This is a genomic window from Kerstersia gyiorum, from assembly GCF_004216755.1.
In the GTDB taxonomy this organism is placed as follows: domain Bacteria; phylum Pseudomonadota; class Gammaproteobacteria; order Burkholderiales; family Burkholderiaceae_B; genus Kerstersia; species Kerstersia gyiorum.
Genome location: NZ_SGWZ01000003.1, coordinates 58810 through 75872, shown reverse-complemented (window position 1 = coordinate 75872; position 17063 = coordinate 58810). Strand labels below are relative to the sequence as shown.

General features: G+C 63.9%; 19 protein-coding genes and 1 pseudogene. 2 read left to right on the top strand and 18 right to left on the bottom strand.

Translation table 11 applies throughout. The features are described from left to right. Positions 1 to 42: 42 nt before the first annotated feature. From EV679_RS10245 to EV679_RS17875, 9 genes and pseudogenes are all read right to left on the bottom strand, one after another. Positions 43 to 993, bottom strand: coding sequence for a catechol 2,3-dioxygenase (locus tag EV679_RS10245; RefSeq protein WP_068373977.1), 951 nt, complete (start codon positions 991 to 993; stop codon positions 43 to 45). Positions 994 to 1206: 213 nt separating this feature from the next. After that, positions 1207 to 1536, bottom strand: a pseudogene (locus tag EV679_RS10240) (2Fe-2S iron-sulfur cluster-binding protein); the annotation flags it as partial. Between the two features lie 74 nt (positions 1537 to 1610). Then, positions 1611 to 2675, bottom strand: a complete 1065-nt coding sequence (locus EV679_RS10235) for an NADH:ubiquinone reductase (Na(+)-transporting) subunit F (protein ID WP_068373974.1) — start codon at positions 2673 to 2675, stop codon at positions 1611 to 1613. 31 nt (positions 2676 to 2706) lie between these two features. Continuing rightward, positions 2707 to 3063: a phenol hydroxylase subunit P4 gene (locus EV679_RS10230; RefSeq protein ID WP_130487139.1), complete on the bottom strand. Its 357-nt coding sequence runs from the start codon at positions 3061 to 3063 to the stop codon at positions 2707 to 2709. Positions 3064 to 3077: 14 nt separating this feature from the next. Next, positions 3078 to 4622 carry an aromatic/alkene/methane monooxygenase hydroxylase/oxygenase subunit alpha gene (locus EV679_RS10225; protein ID WP_068373953.1) on the bottom strand — a complete coding sequence of 515 codons (1545 nt, stop codon included), beginning with the start codon at positions 4620 to 4622 and terminating at the stop codon, positions 3078 to 3080. Positions 4623 to 4660: 38 nt separating this feature from the next. Continuing rightward, positions 4661 to 4942 (bottom strand): MmoB/DmpM family protein, encoded by a 282-nt coding sequence (locus EV679_RS10220; protein ID WP_068373950.1) that lies wholly within the window; start codon positions 4940 to 4942, stop codon positions 4661 to 4663. Between the two features lie 15 nt (positions 4943 to 4957). Continuing rightward, complete coding sequence (locus EV679_RS10215; RefSeq protein ID WP_068373947.1) at positions 4958 to 5956, bottom strand: ferritin family protein; 999 nt, start codon at positions 5954 to 5956, stop codon at positions 4958 to 4960. Positions 5957 to 5997: 41 nt separating this feature from the next. Further along, positions 5998 to 6243, bottom strand: a complete 246-nt coding sequence (locus EV679_RS10210) for a phenol hydroxylase subunit (protein ID WP_068373946.1) — start codon at positions 6241 to 6243, stop codon at positions 5998 to 6000. Positions 6244 to 6443: 200 nt separating this feature from the next. Continuing rightward, positions 6444 to 6665 (bottom strand): hypothetical protein, encoded by a 222-nt coding sequence (locus EV679_RS17875; RefSeq protein ID WP_240733365.1) that lies wholly within the window; start codon positions 6663 to 6665, stop codon positions 6444 to 6446. On the opposite strand from EV679_RS17875, the gene EV679_RS10205 reads away from it, so the two are divergent. Together EV679_RS10205 and EV679_RS10200 are read left to right on the top strand one after the other, a co-directional pair. Further along, complete coding sequence (locus EV679_RS10205) at positions 6618 to 8294, top strand: sigma-54-dependent Fis family transcriptional regulator (protein ID WP_238591433.1); 1677 nt, start codon at positions 6618 to 6620, stop codon at positions 8292 to 8294. The genes EV679_RS17875 and EV679_RS10205 overlap by 48 nt on opposite strands. A 2-nt stretch (positions 8295 to 8296) precedes the next feature. Continuing rightward, on the top strand, positions 8297 to 9055 hold the full coding sequence (locus tag EV679_RS10200; protein WP_068373940.1) for a GntR family transcriptional regulator: 759 nt from the start codon (positions 8297 to 8299) through the stop codon (positions 9053 to 9055). Positions 9056 to 9131: 76 nt separating this feature from the next. Here the strand turns inward: EV679_RS10200 and EV679_RS10195 are convergent, their stop codons facing one another. The 9 genes from EV679_RS10195 to EV679_RS10155 form a co-directional block, all read right to left on the bottom strand. Then, on the bottom strand, positions 9132 to 9887 hold the full coding sequence (locus tag EV679_RS10195; protein ID WP_068373938.1) for a sulfite exporter TauE/SafE family protein: 756 nt from the start codon (positions 9885 to 9887) through the stop codon (positions 9132 to 9134). Between the two features lie 12 nt (positions 9888 to 9899). Further along, positions 9900 to 10529, bottom strand: coding sequence for a Maf family protein (locus EV679_RS10190; protein ID WP_068373935.1), 630 nt, complete (start codon positions 10527 to 10529; stop codon positions 9900 to 9902). A gap of 22 nt (positions 10530 to 10551) precedes the next feature. Further along, the gene (gene rlmH / locus EV679_RS10185) at positions 10552 to 11022 is read right to left on the bottom strand and encodes a 23S rRNA (pseudouridine(1915)-N(3))-methyltransferase RlmH (protein WP_068373932.1); all 471 of its coding nucleotides are present in this window, start codon (positions 11020 to 11022) and stop codon (positions 10552 to 10554) included. Between the two features lie 91 nt (positions 11023 to 11113). After that, positions 11114 to 11524, bottom strand: a complete 411-nt coding sequence (gene rsfS / locus EV679_RS10180) for a ribosome silencing factor (RefSeq protein WP_068373930.1) — start codon at positions 11522 to 11524, stop codon at positions 11114 to 11116. Between the two features lie 105 nt (positions 11525 to 11629). Beyond that, on the bottom strand, positions 11630 to 12232 hold the full coding sequence (gene nadD, locus EV679_RS10175; RefSeq protein ID WP_130487328.1) for a nicotinate (nicotinamide) nucleotide adenylyltransferase: 603 nt from the start codon (positions 12230 to 12232) through the stop codon (positions 11630 to 11632). Positions 12233 to 12264: 32 nt separating this feature from the next. Next, positions 12265 to 13176, bottom strand: a complete 912-nt coding sequence (gene hemF, locus EV679_RS10170; RefSeq protein WP_068373929.1) for an oxygen-dependent coproporphyrinogen oxidase — start codon at positions 13174 to 13176, stop codon at positions 12265 to 12267. Positions 13177 to 13205: 29 nt separating this feature from the next. After that, complete coding sequence (purD, locus tag EV679_RS10165) at positions 13206 to 14501, bottom strand: phosphoribosylamine--glycine ligase (RefSeq protein WP_068374157.1); 1296 nt, start codon at positions 14499 to 14501, stop codon at positions 13206 to 13208. 129 nt (positions 14502 to 14630) lie between these two features. Beyond that, positions 14631 to 15362: a YebC/PmpR family DNA-binding transcriptional regulator gene (locus tag EV679_RS10160; RefSeq protein WP_068373928.1), complete on the bottom strand. Its 732-nt coding sequence runs from the start codon at positions 15360 to 15362 to the stop codon at positions 14631 to 14633. A 149-nt stretch (positions 15363 to 15511) separates the two neighbouring features. Next, entirely contained in the window at positions 15512 to 17026 is a 1515-nt protein-coding gene (locus tag EV679_RS10155) for an amino acid permease (RefSeq protein ID WP_068373925.1), read from the bottom strand. Between the last annotated feature and the right edge of the window lie 37 nt (positions 17027 to 17063).

The window sequence follows — 17063 nt, the reverse complement described above, 5'->3', positions numbered from 1 at the left end:
GCAGCCAGGCGTGTGGCCGGGGGCGGGATACGGCCCGGCAGATCAGGTATAGACGTCGGTGAACGAAGGCACGAGGTCGCCGGTGTGGTAGAAAATCCCGCTGCCGAGCATGTCTTCGGTCCAGGTGGTCACCGGACGATCTGGCTGGGCCAGGTAGCCCAGGCCCGCAAAGGTTTCATTGCGGTTGCCGCTGGGGTCGAAGAAATAGATCGTCTCGCCGCGCGTGATGCCGTGGCGCGTGGGCGCGACGTCGATGCGCACCTTGTTCTTGGCCATGATGTCGGCCGACTTCAGCACGTCATGCCAGGAATCCAGGAAGTAGGCGATGTGGTGCAGGCCGCTGGTCGGGCCGCCCACGAAGGCGATGTCGTGCGGCGTCGTGGTGCAGGCCATCCAGGTCGCGGCCTGGATGCTGTTGTCCGGGCCGGCCAGTACCTGTTCGGTCGTGAAGAAGCCCAGGACTTCCTGCATGAAGCGCGTATTGGCTTCCACCGTGTTGATGCCTGCCTCCGGGTTCAGCTCGCACATCAGCAAACAGTGGTCCAGCCAGTGCACGCCGCAGCCCTTCAGGCCATCGGGCCAGGGGTCGGGGTTCAGCGAGCCTACGCCCGTGCCGGCGAATTCCTTGTCGGCGTACAGGCGCAGGTCGTGGCCGCTGGGCAGGTGGAATTGCAGCTGGCGGCCGGTGAAGGGCAAGGCGCCTGCCGGAATCATGGTCGTGCTCAGGCCCCAGTTCTCGATGCGGGCCTGCAGTTCGTCGAGTACGGCGTCATTGCGGACTTTGTAGGCCAGGTGGTTGAGGCCGCCCTGGTCCGCCTGGGTGAGGATCAGCGAGAACTTGTCCCACTCGTCCCAGCATTTCAGGTACACGTGGCCGGCGTCGTCCTGGTGCACCACTTGCAGGCCCAGTACGTCCTGGTAGTGGTGGATGGCCGCCTGCATATCCATGACTTTCAGGCTGGCGTGGCCGATGCGTAATACGGGGCTGCTCATAGTCTGTCTCCTTGTCTTTCTGGTTGGGTCCGGGGCCGGGCCCCGGTTCACTGCCTGGTCTGGCCGTTCACGGCCATGTCAGGACAACGCCAAAGCGGCGCGGTCCTGCGATTCAATAACGGGGGGAGCTGTCACCTGGGGCTGGCCGGCCGTGGCGGGCGTCGTGGGAGCGGGACCGCCGTCCGCAGGGGGGCACGTTCCCGGCGTCTGGCATGGCGGGCGGCAGAAGGGCTTGCGCAGCAGCGGGCTGACTTCCAGCACCACGGCTTCCAGCGGCGCCACGCGGCAGGCCAGCGTGTAGCCCTGGGCTTCTTCTTCCTGGCTGACATGCGCCCGGCTGACCGGGCCCAGTGCCCGCACGCTGCCTTCGATGATCCTGACCTTGCAGACGCCGCAGCCGCCGCTGACGCAGCCCACCGGAATACCCTTGCGGCCGAGCTTCAGCATGCCCTTGAGCAGGCTTTCTTCCAGCGAGCATTGGTAGGTCTCGTCCGATTGCACGACGCGGACCGGCACTTTCTGGCAGGGTGTCAGCGGCAACATATGCGTGTCTCCTTCCGTTGCTGCATGGCGCGGTATGTTCCGCGTTTCCATGCATCCCAAGATTCGATATCGGCCTAGATGCGTTTGAACAGCGCGCTGCGGACGTTGTTGGCGTCCGCCGCCGAGAGGAATTTCTCGGTATAGATGTCGCGTTCGAACAGCCGGCCTTTCATCAGGGTGCCGATACAGGCTTCTATCATGGGCGGCGGGCCGCACAGATAGGCCTTGCGTCCGGAAAAATCACCGGCCAGGTGATGCTGCGCAACGTCGTGCACGAAGCCGCGCGGGCCGTCCCAGCCGGAGTCCTCCGGTTCGTCGGACAGCGCGGCCACATATTCGAAGTTGGGATAGCGCTGCGCCAGTTCCCGGAATTCCTGGTCGTAGTAAAGCTCGGCGCGGTTGCGCTGGCCGTAAACCAGGGTGATGGGATGGTCGCAGCCGCTTTCCAGCAACTCCAGGATCATCGAGCGCGGGCTGGACAGGCCGGAGCCACCGGCCATGAACAGCATCGGCATGGCGGCCGAGCGGCGCACGAAGAAGCGTCCGTAGGGGCCGCTGACATCGAGCTGCTGGCCTTCCTCCAGGCTTTCGTGCAGCCAGGTGGTGCCGGCGCCGCCGGGAATGCGGCGCACGTTGAGCTCGATTTCCGTGGCCTGGCCATCGGCGCCGGGCGGATTGGCGATCGAGAAGGCGCGGGTGCCCTCGATGCCGGGGATGTGAACCTGGACATACTGGCCAGCCTGGAACTCGATCGGTGTATCGAGTTTCAGGTGAATGGCCTTGATGGTGGGCGTGAGGGTTTCGATGCGGGTCACCGTGCCGGCGAAGTCGCGTACCGGGATGATGCGCGCGTCCGGGTCTTCGTCGATGTCCGCCTCGATCACGGCGTCGGATTCCAGGGTCGCGCAGCAGGCCAGGGTTTTGCCTTCGTCGCGCTCGAAGTCCATCAGTGCGAACGGGTTGGCGTTGCCATGATCTATGTCCCCTTCGGCGACTTCGACCTTGCAGGTTCCGCACAGACCGTGTCCGCACGCATGCGGGATGTAGATGCCCTGGCGTAAAGCGGCATCCAGCAAGGTCTGGCCTTCCTCCACGTCGATGGTGGCGCCCAGGGGTTCTATCGTCAGCTGATAGCTCATGTTTGCTTCTCCTGTACTGTCTGCGCGTCGCTTAGCTGTGGCTGCCGGCGATCCCCGTCAGCCCAGGTGTGCGAAAGCGGATCACATCCTTGTGGCCGATGCCGTTGTCGGCCAGGCTGCGCGCGGCGTCCGGCTGCCAGGGCTGGCCGGATTTCAGCCACTCGACCTTGTCCCAGTCGATCAGGGCGAAGTCCGGGTGCTGGCTGTAAATGGTTGGCAGAATGCTGTCGCGCAGCGCCGCGAACGGCGTGTCGGGCGGCACCGGCAGGCAGACCGGCGAGCAGAAGGACAGGTGGCCATCCCAGCCGATGTACAGCAGTGGCGCCGGGAAGCGGTCCTCCGTGTCTCGTGCCGGGAAGTCATACGGGGCGAGCGTGCGCAAAGTCATGGCGTGTCTCCTGTTCAAACGCTGCGGCCAGTCCAGCTGGCAAAGTTCTTCTGGTCGGGCGAACCGTCGAATTCCATGTTGTCCACGCCCGGCTGGATGCCGTACCAATCCAGCACGGCGGCCAGCGGATCGAAGCCTTCGGCGGTTGGATCGACATCGGGCTTGAAGCAATTGCCCTGGTAGATCTGGTGCACCGGCAGCCAGGACTGGATGAATTTCTGCGGTTCGTGGTCGAAGACCTGCTTGCAGCCGTCGCTGCAGAAGTGGAACTTCTGGCCCAGATAGGTGCTTTCGCGATAGCAGATTGCCGTCGGGTCGCCGGGTTCGGTGAAGGCCATCGGAATCTGGCAGGTATTGCACAGCATGGGCAGCGCGTTGTTGTAGAAGCGCTTGCCTTCCTGTTGCAGCTTGCGGTAATGCAGCAGGCGCGGACGGTAGAGCTTGTCGAAGGTATCGGGGTACTTCTGCGACAGCCAGTCCAGTTCCTCGTCTTCGGGCACCCAGGTGTGCATGGCTGCGGCGCCGCAGTAGTTGTAGAAGATATTCCATGCCTGGTGGCTCAGGTGGTCCTTCTCCTCCATGGCCTGCTTCCAGCCCAGCGGTTCGCGGATGCCATAGCGCGCCAGGTCGCGGAACAGCGCGCCGCCGTTGGCTTCGCCGTACATTTCCCAGGCTTCCTTCCAGCTCATGACGCGCTTGGGCAGCATGTAGTCCTGCATCATGGCGACCAGCGTCAGCACGCGGTAGCCGCGCCAGAACCATTTGTCGATCCAGCCCTGCACGATGGGCACGTTGGCCGGGTCTTGTTCCAGCATGAACTTGATGCACTCGATGCCCAGCGTCATGTGGCGGGATTCATCCGATTGCGCCGAGAAGCCGAAGGTCACGGTGGACAGGTCGCCGTTGTGCGCCGCGCCGGACATGAAGGGCACGAACAGCAGATTGGTCAGCACATACTCGAACGAGAAGCTGATGGCGGTCAGGAACTCGAAGGGGCCGGAAGTCAGCGCATCCTCGAAGAAAGACTTGGGCACGGACAGGTACCAGACACGGTCGAACCACTGGTTCGAGTTGTGCATGCCGTTGAAGTACTTGTTGTAGTGCGACAGCGCGTGCGTTTCGGTCTGGAAGTGGCGCAGCTCGTCAATGGCCTGCATTTGCGTGGCCACGCGGGCGCCTTCGCCGGTGAAGTGGCGGCCCAGGTGGGCAAACCCGCGGTAGGCGTAGTACTCCAGCGGCGTCACGCCCTGGATGAAGAGCTTGAGCGCATTGATATAGCGGGCGTCAGAGACGCTCAGCTGGCCGTTGTTCTGGGCAAAGGCCTCGATCACGGCGTAGAGCTTCTTTTCCTTTTCGCCCTGGTATTTCCAGTAGGCGTCCATGGTCAGGCGGAAGGGGTCTTCCCATTTGTCCCAGTCGTGGATCTTGATGCCTTCGAACTTGTCATAGGGAAACACCTTGTCCATGGGCTGGTAGCTGGTTTCCCAGCCCAGGCCGCGGGTCATGGTGGCGTAGCGCTCTTTCAGGCCGAGCTTCTTGCGTGTGACTCTGGTATCCATATCTTGTCTCCGTTTCTGTCTGTTCTTGGCAGGGAGGCTCAGGCGCCCCAGCTCAGGGTCAATTGGTCGTCGTCCTCGTCGATGTTGCCCGACAGGGTGACGAGGTTGACGTGCAGCTGCTGCAGGTCGTACGGCTGGCCCGTATGCTCTTCGATCGTGGCGCGCTGGATGCTCAGGCGGCCCGGGGCGTCGATCTTCACCAGGCCGGGCGAGTAGACGGCACTGGCTTGGGGGTTGTCCTGCAGGATGGCATCCACCACCGGGCGGGATTCTTCATTGGCCTGGAAGGCGATGAATACATTGGAGGTCGTGCTGGTCATGGCGGTGATCCCGGGTCAGTTCAGGGCGAGGCCGATCTTGGCCATGCGGGTATGCAGTTCTTCACTGGCGGCGCGCAAGGCGGCGGCTCCATCGTCCTGCATGGCAAGCTGGGCAACCGGCGCCAGGACTTCCTGGGCACGGGCACCGTGGCGGGCCAGCCATTCCTGCAGCTGTGCCTTGTTTTCGGGGGATTCCGCCGCCATGACCTTGAGCAGGGCGTCGGTCCAGCGGGCCGATTCCTTGTGCCATTCGGGCATGAAGACCGTCAGCATGGCAAGCGGCGTACCGCCGCGCTGGGACACATAGCCGTCGATGTACTGGCCGTAGATGAGCGGGTAGAGCAGGCCGTCGAGGACGACGTTCTGCAGTACGAACAGCTCGACCGGGTCCATGACGACGAAGGAATCCTCCAGGAAGCGGCGCAGCGGCTGCCAGGCCGGGGCATCCAGCCAGTCGGCCTTGCCTGCGTCCAGCAGCGTCGTTTCCGCACCCATCAGCAGGCCCAGGCGCGTCAGGTATTGCGCGGCGCCCAGGTGGTCCATGGCGTGCATCAGCACCGGCGCGGAAAACGCTGTGCCATAGCTGCGGCTACAGATGCTGCAATTGTTCATGTTGCCGCCCCAGGCGACGTGGCGCAGCGGCATCAGCGTGGCGGCCACGTTGGCGCGCAGGGCATCAGGCATCATGTCGAGCAGCTCGCGCGATTCCACGAACTGGTAGTTGGCATCCATGGCTTCCTGCTGGCGGGCGCGCGCCATGGTCCAGGTGGCGTAGTAGAACTGCCGGGGGTCGCGCAGCGAATTCCAGTCCGCCATGCGGATCGCCGTGCGGCGCTGGTCGAACAGTTCGTACTCGGGCTCCCAGGTGGCGCGGTAGTGGAAGTTCTCCGTGGGCTGCGTGCTCAGGATGGCTTCCAGGTAACGCGACGCGGGCTTGTCGCCGGTATAGGCTTGCACGCGGTCGAAGGTCTGGCGCAGGGGCTGTATTTCCCGTGCCTGTAAATCAATGTTCATGCCTAGTCTCCTGTTGTTGTCGGTATGGCTGCATGGATGCTTCAGTCTTCGTGTCCGTCCTCGTGCCCTTCTTCGTGCGGCGGCAGCATCTCCACGTGGTTGGCTTCGCAGAAGGCCTTGAAGTCGGGGGGCATCAGGATCAGTTCGACGACCAGTTCCTGCCAGCCCACGGAAAATTCGAATTCGATGAACCCGTTGTCACGCTGGCCAGTGACCCTGACATAGCGTTTGCTCAGGTCAACGGCGGGCAACGGGATGGAGGTGTCGTCTGTCGTCAGGGCACTCATGGCGATTTTTCCTTTTCGGCTGTCTGTACAGGCCTACTTGCAATAAGCGTGCCAGCTCGCAGGAATATCGATAAAACCAGGGAAAGCCCTTAAAAAAACAGAGCCGACCCCCTGTTTTCAGGGGACGTAAAGAGAATCATATTTATTTGATCGTCGCTGATTTTCGGCTCATTGCACTGCATCATGATGAGATGATGAATTCATCCGGCGGCAATGAACGAATTCCGCATCAGGGAAAACAGCAGGATGCACGGGATCATCAAAACCCGATAATCAGGCGCATAAATATCGATAAAAAACGAGACATGCCCGAATCCAACACCCCTGTTTTCCCATCCGACCGGGACCTGCGCAGGTTGCTGCGCTTTTCCCGCATGGATGGCCGGATCTGGCTGGCCGGCCAGCGCATGCTGTTGATGCATGTGAATACCCTGCGTGCGATGCGCAAGGAAATCATCCAGAGTTTCGGGCTGGAGCAGGCCAGGACCCTGTTGACGCGCGCCGGGTATTCGGCGGGCGAGCAGGACGGCTTGCTCGCCCGCCAGGTGCGCCCCGACCAGAGCGTGTTCGAGGCCTTTGCCATCGGCCCGCAATTGCACATGCTGGAAGGTGCGGTGCAGGTCGAACCCCTGGTATTCGATTACCAACCGCATGCCGATCCGGTGCGGCGCCATTTCCATGCTGTGTTCAATTGGTCGTACAGCTGGGAAGCTGAAGCGCACATGCAGGAATATGGGCAGCAAGATGACCCGGCCTGTTGGATGCAACTGGGGTATGCCTCGGGATACTCGACGGCGTTTTTCCAGCAGCCCGTGCTGTTCAAGGAGGTTCGATGTACGGCCTGCGGGCACGCGCATTGCCAGATCGAAGGCCGTTTCCTGCATGAATGGCCGGCAGCGCAGCGCGACGAACCCGATGCCGGGCCGGTATCGGTTCAGGAAACCGTGACGGCCCTGCGCCAGGAGGTCGAGGCCTTGCGGGGTCAGCTGGACCAGAACCGCCATCGCAGCCAGCTGGTCGGCCAGTCGCCGGCGTTCGAGCGCGCTTTCATGTTGCTGCAACGGGCTGCGCCGACCCAGGTGACGGTGCTGCTGACCGGGCCGACAGGCGTGGGCAAGGAACAGTTTGCCCGCGCGCTGCACGCCATGAGCGACCGTGCCGAGCAGCCATTCGTGGCCATCAATTGCGCCGCCTTGCCTGCCGATCTGATCGAAAGCGAACTGTTCGGTGTTGAAAAGGGGGCCTATACCGGCGCCGTGCAGACCCGGCTCGGGCGTTTCGAGCGGGCCGATGGCGGCACCTTGTTCCTGGATGAACTCGGGGAACTGCCCCTGGCGGCCCAGGCCAAGCTGCTGCGCGTGTTGCAGCAGGGTGAAATCGAGAAACTGGGAGGCACGGAAGTGCGCAAGGTCAACGTGCGCGTGGTTGCGGCCACCAACGTGGACCTGGAAAAGGCGGTGGAGGCTGGCACATTCCGCCGGGATCTGCTGTATCGCCTGAATATCTACCCGATACAGATACCTTCGCTGTGCGAACGCCTGGACGACATTCCCCTGCTGGCGCGGCATATGCTGGAGCAGTACTGTACCTTGCACGGCAAGCGCGTGGCGGGCTTTACCGGCCCAGCCATGGCGGCCCTGTGCAACCACGACTGGCCAGGCAATGTGCGGGAGCTGTCCAACCTGATAGAGCGCGGCGTCATCCTGACGCCGCCGGAACAGCCTATCGACGCCGGTACGCTGTTCCCGTCGCTAGATATGCCGCTGACGGATCATTTGGCGGCGTCGGGCCAACTGGCTTCGGCCGACGATGAAACCAGCGAGGGTGACGCTGCGACGCTGTCGCAGCCGGGCAGCCTGCAGAGCGCCAGCGGCGTGTACTACCTGTTGCAGAAGCAGGGCCTGGGCCTGGATGATCTGGAAAGCCTGCTGCTGCAGGAGGCATTGGCGCAGGCAGGCGGCAATATGGCAGCTGCGGCGCGGGCGCTGAAAATGACGCGGCCGCAGCTCAGCTACCGTCTGTCCCGCATTCGCGGCAAGGGAGAGGAATAGCCATGTCGAAGCGATCGTTCATGGCGCAACTGTCCGCTGCGCTGGAATGCGGTGAAGGGGACGATGAGCTGCGCACCCTGACGGAACAGACCTATGCCAGGCTGCGCGCCGATATCATCGAAGGGCACCTGCAGCCGGGCAGCAAGCTGCGCATTGACCACCTGCGCGGCCAGTATGGCGTCAGCGCCGGCACGCTGCGCGAAGCCCTGACTCGCCTGGTCAGCGATGCGCTGGTGACGGCGGAAGGGCAGCGCGGCTTTCGCGTGTCGCCCATCGCGCTGGAAGACCTGGAAGATCTGACCCGCTTGCGTGTTCATATCGAAACCCATGCCTTGCGGCTGGCCATCCGTCACGGCGATATGGCCTGGCGCAAGGCGCTGGAAGCCAGTTTCGAGGCCATGTCGGAATTCGAGCAACCCCTGACCATGGCGCGCCGACGCCAGTGGGAAGTGCTGAATGCGCGCTTTCACGATGCCTTGCTGGCCGGCCATGAGTCTCCCTGGACGCGCCGCGTGTTGCGCCTGCTGACGCGCCATGGCGAGCGCTATCGCTGCTTTGCCATGCAATTGCCGGGCATGACGCGCGACGTGCACCTGGAACACAAGGGGATTTTCGAACTGGCAATGGCCGGCGAGGACGCGCGAGCCGCGTTGGCGCTGGAAGCCCATATCTGCGCGACGCCGTATTCGCTGATCCGTGCGCTGCGCGATGGCAGCATCGTGTTGCCCGGCAGTGTCGATGAACGCAGCGTGGTGGCATGAGCGGCGCAGGCCTTCTGGTGGGATGGGTATCTGGGCGCTGCGTCAGGGACTAAAGGGGCAGCAGAGCTTGAGTGTCTCAGGGCGCCAGGGCTTGCCAGAGCATCTGCGCGCACAGCAAGGCCATGGTGATGCGAAAGCCCAGCCGGAAATAGCGCTCCGGCATGTTGTCGAGCAGGCGCGTGCCGGCATAGGTTCCCAGCACCCCGCTGGCAATCATGCAGGCCAGCAGGAAGGCCCACTGGGCATAGGCGAAGCCGAGGACGCCGAACGCCAGGATTTTCAGTCCGTGCTGGATGCTCAGGCAGGTGGCATGGGTGGCAACCAGGCGTTGCTTGGTCAAGCCGATTGCGGCCAGGAGCGCGGCGACTAGCGGCCCGGTGGCGCCGACGATCATGGTGGCGAAGCTCGTCAGGGCCCCGCCAGCGATCAGATAGGGCTTGCCGGGCGGGCTGGGCGGCGGTTTCTTGCCGAACACGGCCCACAGGATGAACACGGCCAGCAGCAGCTTGGCGCCGCGTTCAGGAATATACGCAGCGACAGGGCTGCCCAACGCGATGCCGATGACACTGCCGATCGAAAACCAGAGCACCAGCGGCCAGATAACGTACTGGCGCTGGATGACTGTGCGGCCCAGGTTGGAGCCCATCTGGACGATGCCGTGTGCCGGCAGTACGCTGCTGACGGGCAGGCCTGCGGCCATGATGGCCAGCATTGCCACGCCACCGCCCAGTCCCATGGCGGAAGTCAGCGCCGAAGTGAAAAAACTGGCGATGACGAGCACGATGGCAAAGGCGTGCGTGACTTCCGGCGGCAGGGTGATGAATTCGAACATGGCCGGGGGCGTTCAGCCCAGCACCGGGTGGCCTGTGAGACGCAGCAGTTCCGCCGTCTCATGCAGCGGCAGACCCATGACGCCGCTGTAGCTGCCGTCCAGCCGTTCGATGAAAACCGATGCCAGGCCCTGGATGCCATAGGCACCCGCCTTGCCTTGTGGTTCGCCGCTGCGGCAATAGGCCTGGATTTCGGTATCGCTCAGGGACTTCATCCAGACCAGCGATACGGATTCGCGTTCATGTGTCTGGCCGTTGGCTGGGTCGTACAGCGCCACCCAGGTACGCACCTCATGGCGCGTGCCGGACAGGCGGTGCAGGATGCGTGCGGCATCGTCGGCGTCGGCTGGCTTGCCGAGTATCTCTTCACCCAGCGCGACAGACGTGTCGGCGCACAGGATCAGGCCTGGGGGCAGGCTTTGCTGCTGCACCCAGTCCACCGCACGCCGGGTTTTTTCCAGCGTGGTACGCCGGGCGTACTCGCGCGCGCTTTCATTGGCGAGCCGGGGTTCGTCTTCGCCAGGTGGCGACGGCACGCGCAGCACGCTGTGGGCCAGGCCGATCTGGCCCAGCAGTTCGGCGCGCCTGGGGCTGGCGGAGGCCAGGTAGAGTGGCAGGCGGGAGGCTGAGGGTGTGGCGGTCATGGCGATGGCCTGGAGCTGGATTTCAGCTGCGGTGATAGGGGTGGTTCTGCAGGATGGTCCAGGCACGGTAGAGCTGTTCGGCCAGCATGACCCGCACGAATGGATGCGGCAAGGTCAGCGACGACAGTCTCAGGGCCAGGTGGCCGCGCTGCTTGAGGCTGGCATCCAGGCCATCCGGCCCGCCGATGATGAAGGCGACGTCACGGCCTTCCTGGCGCCAGTCCTGCATGGCCTGGGACAGCTTCATCGTGGTGTAGTCGCGGCCGTGCTCATCCAGGATGACCAGTGTGCATTGCGGCGGCAGGGCGGCCTCGATGCGGCGCGCTTCTGCTTCCATCATTTGTGCCGGCGTCTTGCCGCCGCTGCGCGGCTCAGGCTTGATTTCCCGCAGCACCAGCGGAAAGTCCGCCGGCATGCGCTTGGCATATTCGTTCCAGCCGGTTTCTATCCAGTCCGGCATGCGCTGGCCTACGGCGAGGATGTGTAGTTTCACGGCGATGGCGTCGCAGCGGCGCGGGCGCTGCGCGAAAAGAGGGGCGCCATTCGCGGATTATCCCGGAACGGCGCTGGTGGCAGGGAAGGGCTCAGGCGTCCTGGTCCAGGCCCGGGCGCTGCTGGATGGGAGCGATGGGTACCGGACGCGTGGATTCCGGCAGCAGTTTGACCTGCACCGGCTTGTCGCCCCAGATTTCTTCCAGGTTGTAGTACTGGCGGATTGCGGGTTGCATGATGTGGACGACGATGTCGCCCAGGTCCACCAGCACCCATTCGCCCGTTTCCAGGCCTTCTTCGGCCAGGACGGGAATGCCGAGTTCCCGGGCGCAGTCGCCGACGCTCTTGGCCAGCGCACGGGTTTGGCGGTTGGAGGAGGCGGAGGTGATGATGACACGGTCGAACAGGCCGGTCAGGTGGGTGGTATTGAATACCTTGATGTCCTGTGCCTTGACGTCTTCCAGCGCGTCAAGCACGGCGCGTTGCAGTTTTTGTATATCCATGCGGGAAATATAGCGCGATCAGATGCAGCGTGGCTGCGGGAAAGAGGCGTTTTACGGGAATTATGCCGGGAAGCTGCGCCTGCCTGCGTGCGGAGCGCCGGCGCTTCAGGCGGAACCGGCGTCCCGGTACAGCCCGTGGGCGTCGATGTAGCTCGCCACGGCAGGTGCGACCAGACCGTGCAGCGAGTCGCCGTGTGCCTGGCGTGCCCGGATATCGGAAGCCGATACCTGGCGGGGTTCGAAGGGGATTTCTTCCAGCTGGCGGCCATGTGCGGTCAGCCATTCGGCCAACGCTGGCGGTGCCTGGAGGCTGGAGCCGGGGCGCTGGGCCACGGCAAGATCGACGCGGGCGACGATCTCCTGCCAGTCGTGCCAGGTGCAGAAGTTGGCAAGCTGGTCGGTGCCCAACAGCCACACGTAGCGGCTGTCCTGCGGCAACTGCCGCACGGTATCTATGGTGTAGGTCGGGCCGCCGCGATCCAGCTCGGCGGTATTGATGGAAAGCCGTTCCTGTCCTGCCAGGGCCAGCCGCAGCATGTCCAGCCGCTGGTCGGCGCTGGCCTGGAGCGGCCGGCGCTGCCAGGGCTGCGCCGCCGGAATGAACTGCACGCCGGCCAGCTGCAGGTACGACAAGGCCGCCTGCGCCAGGGCAATGTGGGCCAGGTGAATGGGGTCGAAACTGCCGCCCAGCAGGCCGATGCGCGGCAGCGGTTCAGAAGGAACGGCGTGAACGGGTGTGATCAAATCCAATCCCTGGGGGTCAGGAACTCGTACAGCCGCGCTTCCGGCGTGCCGGGTTCCGGCTGCCAGTCATAGCGCCACTGGGCCATAGGGGGCATGGACAGCAGGATGGACTCCGTGCGTCCGCCGGATTGCAGGCCGAACAGCGTGCCCCGGTCGAAGACGAGGTTGAATTCCACGTAGCGGCCACGCCGGTAGGCCTGGAAGTCGCGCTCGCGCTGGCCGTATTCCTGGCCGATGCGGCGTTCGACGATGGGCAGGTAGGCCTGCAGGAAACAGTCGCCCACGGAACGTGTCAGCGCAAAGCTGCTGTCGAAGTCGGGCACGTCCAGGTCGTCGAAGAAAATACCGCCGATCCCGCGCGTTTCCTTGCGGTGCTTGAGATAGAAGTATTCATCGCACCAGCCCTTGAAGCGCGGATAGTATTCGTCGCCGAATGGCGCCAGCGCGTCGTGGCAGGTCTGGTGGAAATGCCGGGCGTCTTCTTCGTAGGCGTAGTAGGGCGTGAGGTCCAGCCCGCCGCCGAACCAGTAGCGGTCGCTGTCGTCTATGCCGGGCCGGGCCTTGGCCACGAACAGGCGCACGTTCATGTGCGTGGTCGGCACATAGGGGTTGCGCGGGTGCAGCACCATGGAAATACCCATGGCTTCCCAGGGGCGGCCGGCCAGCTCGCGGCGGTGGGCGCTGGCCGAGGGCGGCAGGGTCGCGCCCTGGACGTGGCTGAACAGCACACCGCCGCGTTCCAGGAACTCCCCGCCCTCGATCAGCCGGGAGATGCCGCCGCCGCCTTCCTCGCGGTCCCAGCGGTCTTCGCGGAATGATTCATTGCTGACTTGTTCCAGGCCTGTGACGATGCGTTGCTGCAGGTCGAGGAAGTATTGCCTGGCTGAGGACAGGGGAATGGACGGCATTGTGCGGCTCCTGCGGGAAGTGGTAGGGGTCAGGCCGCGCCCGATCCGCGCTTGAACGCGCGCCAGCCGATGTCCGTGCGGTATTGGCGTCCGTTGAAATGGACGCGCTCCACGGTGTCATAGGCCAGATCGCGGGCAATGCGCAGCGAATCTCCCAGGGCTGTAACGCACAGTACGCGGCCGCCGTTGGTCAGGACATCCTGGCCGTCGTAGCGAGTTCCGGCATGGAACACCATGACATCGGAATTGTCAGCCGGCAGGCCGGTAACGGCGTCGCCCCGGCGGGGTTCGCCGGGATAGTTGGCCGCTGCCAGCACGACGCCGATAGCCGTGCGCCTATCCCAGGTGATTTCCGCCTGGTCGAGCGTACCTTCCACAGCATTTTCGAGGACATCGACGAAATCGCTTTTGATCCTCATCATGATGGGCTGAGTTTCCGGGTCGCCCATGCGGCAATTGAACTCCAGCACCTTGATCGGGCGGGCCGGATCGTCGCCCGGGGCGATCATCAGGCCGGCATACAGGAAGCCGGTGTAGGGGATGCCGTCGCGCGCCATACCCTGCACGGTGGGCAGGATCACTTCGCGCATGATGCGATGGTGCATTTCCGGTGTTACGACCGGCGCGGGCGAGTAGGCGCCCATGCCGCCCGTATTCGGGCCGGTATCGCCGTCGCCCAGGCGCTTGTGGTCCTGGCTGGTGGCCAGGGCGAGCACGTTGCGGCCATCGACCATGACGATGAAGCTGGCTTCCTCGCCTTGCAGGAATTCCTCGATGACGACGCGGGCGCCGGCCGCGCCCAGCGAACCGTCGCCCAGCATGGCGTCCACGGCTTCGTGGGCCTGTTCCAGGGTTTCCGCCACGACCACGCCCTTGCCCGCCGCCAGGCCGTCGGCCTTGATGACGATGGGTGCGCCCTGGGCCTCAATATAGGCATGCGCCTGGGCCGGGTCGGTGAAGGTCTGGTAGGCCGCCGTCGGAATGTTGTGGCGGAACAGGAAGGCCTTGGCGTAGTCCTTGGAGCTTTCCAGCTGGGCAGCGGCCTTGGTGGCGCCGAAGATCTTCAGCTTGCGGGCGCGGAACACGTCGACCACGCCGGCCGCCAGGGGCGCCTCCGGGCCCACCACCGTCAGCGCGATCTGTTCGCGCTGGGCGAAATCGGCCAACTGCTCGGGATCCGTGATATCCACGTTTTCCAGGTTGCGGGCGAGTGCGGTACCGCCGTTGCCAGGAGCGACATAGACCTTGTGGACGCGTTCAGATTGCGCCAGGCGCCATGCCAGGGCATGTTCGCGGCCGCCCGAGCCGATGACCAAGAGTTTCATTGTTTGAATCAGTAGGGTGGTTGCCACGACCAGCGTGGAGGATGCTGCCAAGGCCTGCGCCCGTTGCCGGGCGCAGGCTGTTTCTTGTTCTGCAGGCGGCCGCATGGGCGGCCGCGCGAGTGGACGGCCTTATTCGGTTTCGTCCAGGACTGCGGTGGTGAAAACTTCCTGGACATCGTCCAGGGCTTCCAGCGCATCCAGCAGTTTTTGCATTTTGACGGCATCTTCGCCGGTCAGCTCGGTTTCGTTGAGGGCTTTCATGATGATGCCGTCGACTTCCGGCGTCAGGCTGGCTGCCAGCAAGGCATCGCGCACGGCAGCGTAGTCGCCTGGGGCGGTGATGACTTCGATCACGCCTTCGTCATCGGTCTGGATGTCCTCGGCGCCGGCTTCCAGTGCAACTTCCATTACCTGGTCTTCAGAGGTGCCGGGCGCGAAGATGAACTGGCCGCAGTGCTTGAACATGAAGGCCACCGAGCCTTCCTGGCCCAGATTGCCACCGTTCTTGGCGAAAGCGTGGCGGACTTCGGCGACCGTACGGGTACGGTTGTCGGTCATGGCGTCTACGATGACGGCCGCGCCGCCGATGCCGTAGCCTTCGTAGCGGATTTCCTCGTAGTTGGCGCCATCGGCGCCGCCAGCCCCGCGCGTGATGGCGCGCTGGATGTTGTCCTTGGGCATGTTGACGTCGGTGGCCTTGTCCCAGGCCAGGCGCAAGCGGGGGTTGGTGGCCGGGTCAGGGCCGCCGGCTCGCGCGGCGACAGTGATTTCACGGATGATCTTGGTCCAGATCTTGCCGCGCTTGGCGTCCTGACGCCCTTTGCGGTGCTGGATGTTAGCCCACTTGCTGTGTCCGGCCATAGTGCTCTGAAATAAAGGAAAAAAACGGAAAGAACCGGGATTTTAGCTTGCTTGACGCCGCAGGGGGAGAATCGCTCCTGCGGCGTCAGGGAAATGCGCCGGGAGACGCCGTCGGGCAGGCAACTGTCCGGCATTGGGCGTGGCTGCCATTACTTCCCGGGCCGGCGCGGTACCGGCCCCGACAGCGAATCGGGGAAGGTCATCTCATCGAGCCGCACGAAGCGGCCGCCCTTGACCAGCCGGTAGCCCAGCCAGATCAGCAGGAACAGCGGCAGGCCAATGTAGGTGGCGACCACGCCCAGCCAGTCGATCTGGTCATTGAGGAAGGCTTCATAGTTCTGTCCCAGCGTGATGATCAGGCACAGCACGAAGGCAAAGATAGGGCCGAAGGGGAACAGGCCGGCGCGGTAGGGCAGCAGGTTCAGGTCGCGGCCCTGGTGCATATAGCCCCGCCGGAAGCGGTAGTGGCTGATGGCAATGCCCAGCCAGGCAATGAAGCCGGTCATGCCAGAGGCATTGAGCAGCCAGATATAGATCGCGCTCGGACTGAAAATGGAGGCCAGGAAGCACAGTGCGGCCACGGCGGCGGTGGCCAGCAGTGCGTAGCGCGGGACGCCGTTGACCGACAGGCGGGCGAAGATGCGTGGCGCCTTGCCTTCCAGCGCCAGGTTGTACAGCATCCGGGTGGATGCATACATGCCCGAGTTGCCGGCCGACAGCACGGAAGTCAGGATCACTGCGTTCATGACTGCCGCTGCCGAGAGCAGGCCGGCCTTTTCAAAGACCAGGGTAAAGGGGCTGACGCTGATGTCCGACACTTCGTTGCGCAGCAATTGCGGGTCGGTGTAGGGGATCAGCAGGCTGATGACGAAAATCGCCAGGACGTAGAACAGCAGAATGCGCCAGAAAACCTTGCGCACCGCCCGGGGAATGTTGCGCGCCGGGTCTTCCGATTCGCCGGCGGCGATGCCGATCAGCTCGGTGCCCTGGAAGGAAAACCCGACCACCATGGCCACGCCTATCATGGTGGCGACGCCGCCTGCGAATGGTGCGTCGCCGATTGTCCAGTTGGCCAGACCGCTGTGCTCGCCGCCCTTGAGAATGCCCAGCACCATCAGGAAGCCGGCGCCGATGAAGAACAGCACAGTTACCACCTTGATGGCGGCGAACCAGTACTCGGTTTCAGCAAAGCCGCGCACCGACTGGTAATTGAGGGCGAACAGCAGGCAGAGGAACAGCGCGCTCCAGATGACGCCAGGGACGTCCGGAAACCAATAGGCCATGACCAACTGGGCGGCGACCAGGTCGACGGCAATCGTGACGGCCCAGTTGTACCAGTAGTTCCAGCCCAGCGCGAATCCGAAACCGTCATCGACGTAACGTGCGCCATAGGTGGCGAAGGACCCGGATACCGGCATGCAGGCTGCAAGCTCGCCCAGGCTGGTCATCAGAAAATAGACCATCAGGCCGATCAGCACGTAGGACAGCAGCGCGCCGCCCGGGCCCGCCTGGGAGATCGTCGCGCCAGATGCGACGAACAGGCCGGTGCCGATGGAGCCGCCGATGGCGATCATGGACAGGTGCCGGGCTTTGAGTTCCCTCTTCAGGCCGCCGTTGGGCGGAGAGGATGTCTGGGGTGGGGCAGATTGGCTGCTTGTTGTCACGGCTAAACGAGCATTGCCATCCGTCCGGTACCGCTGG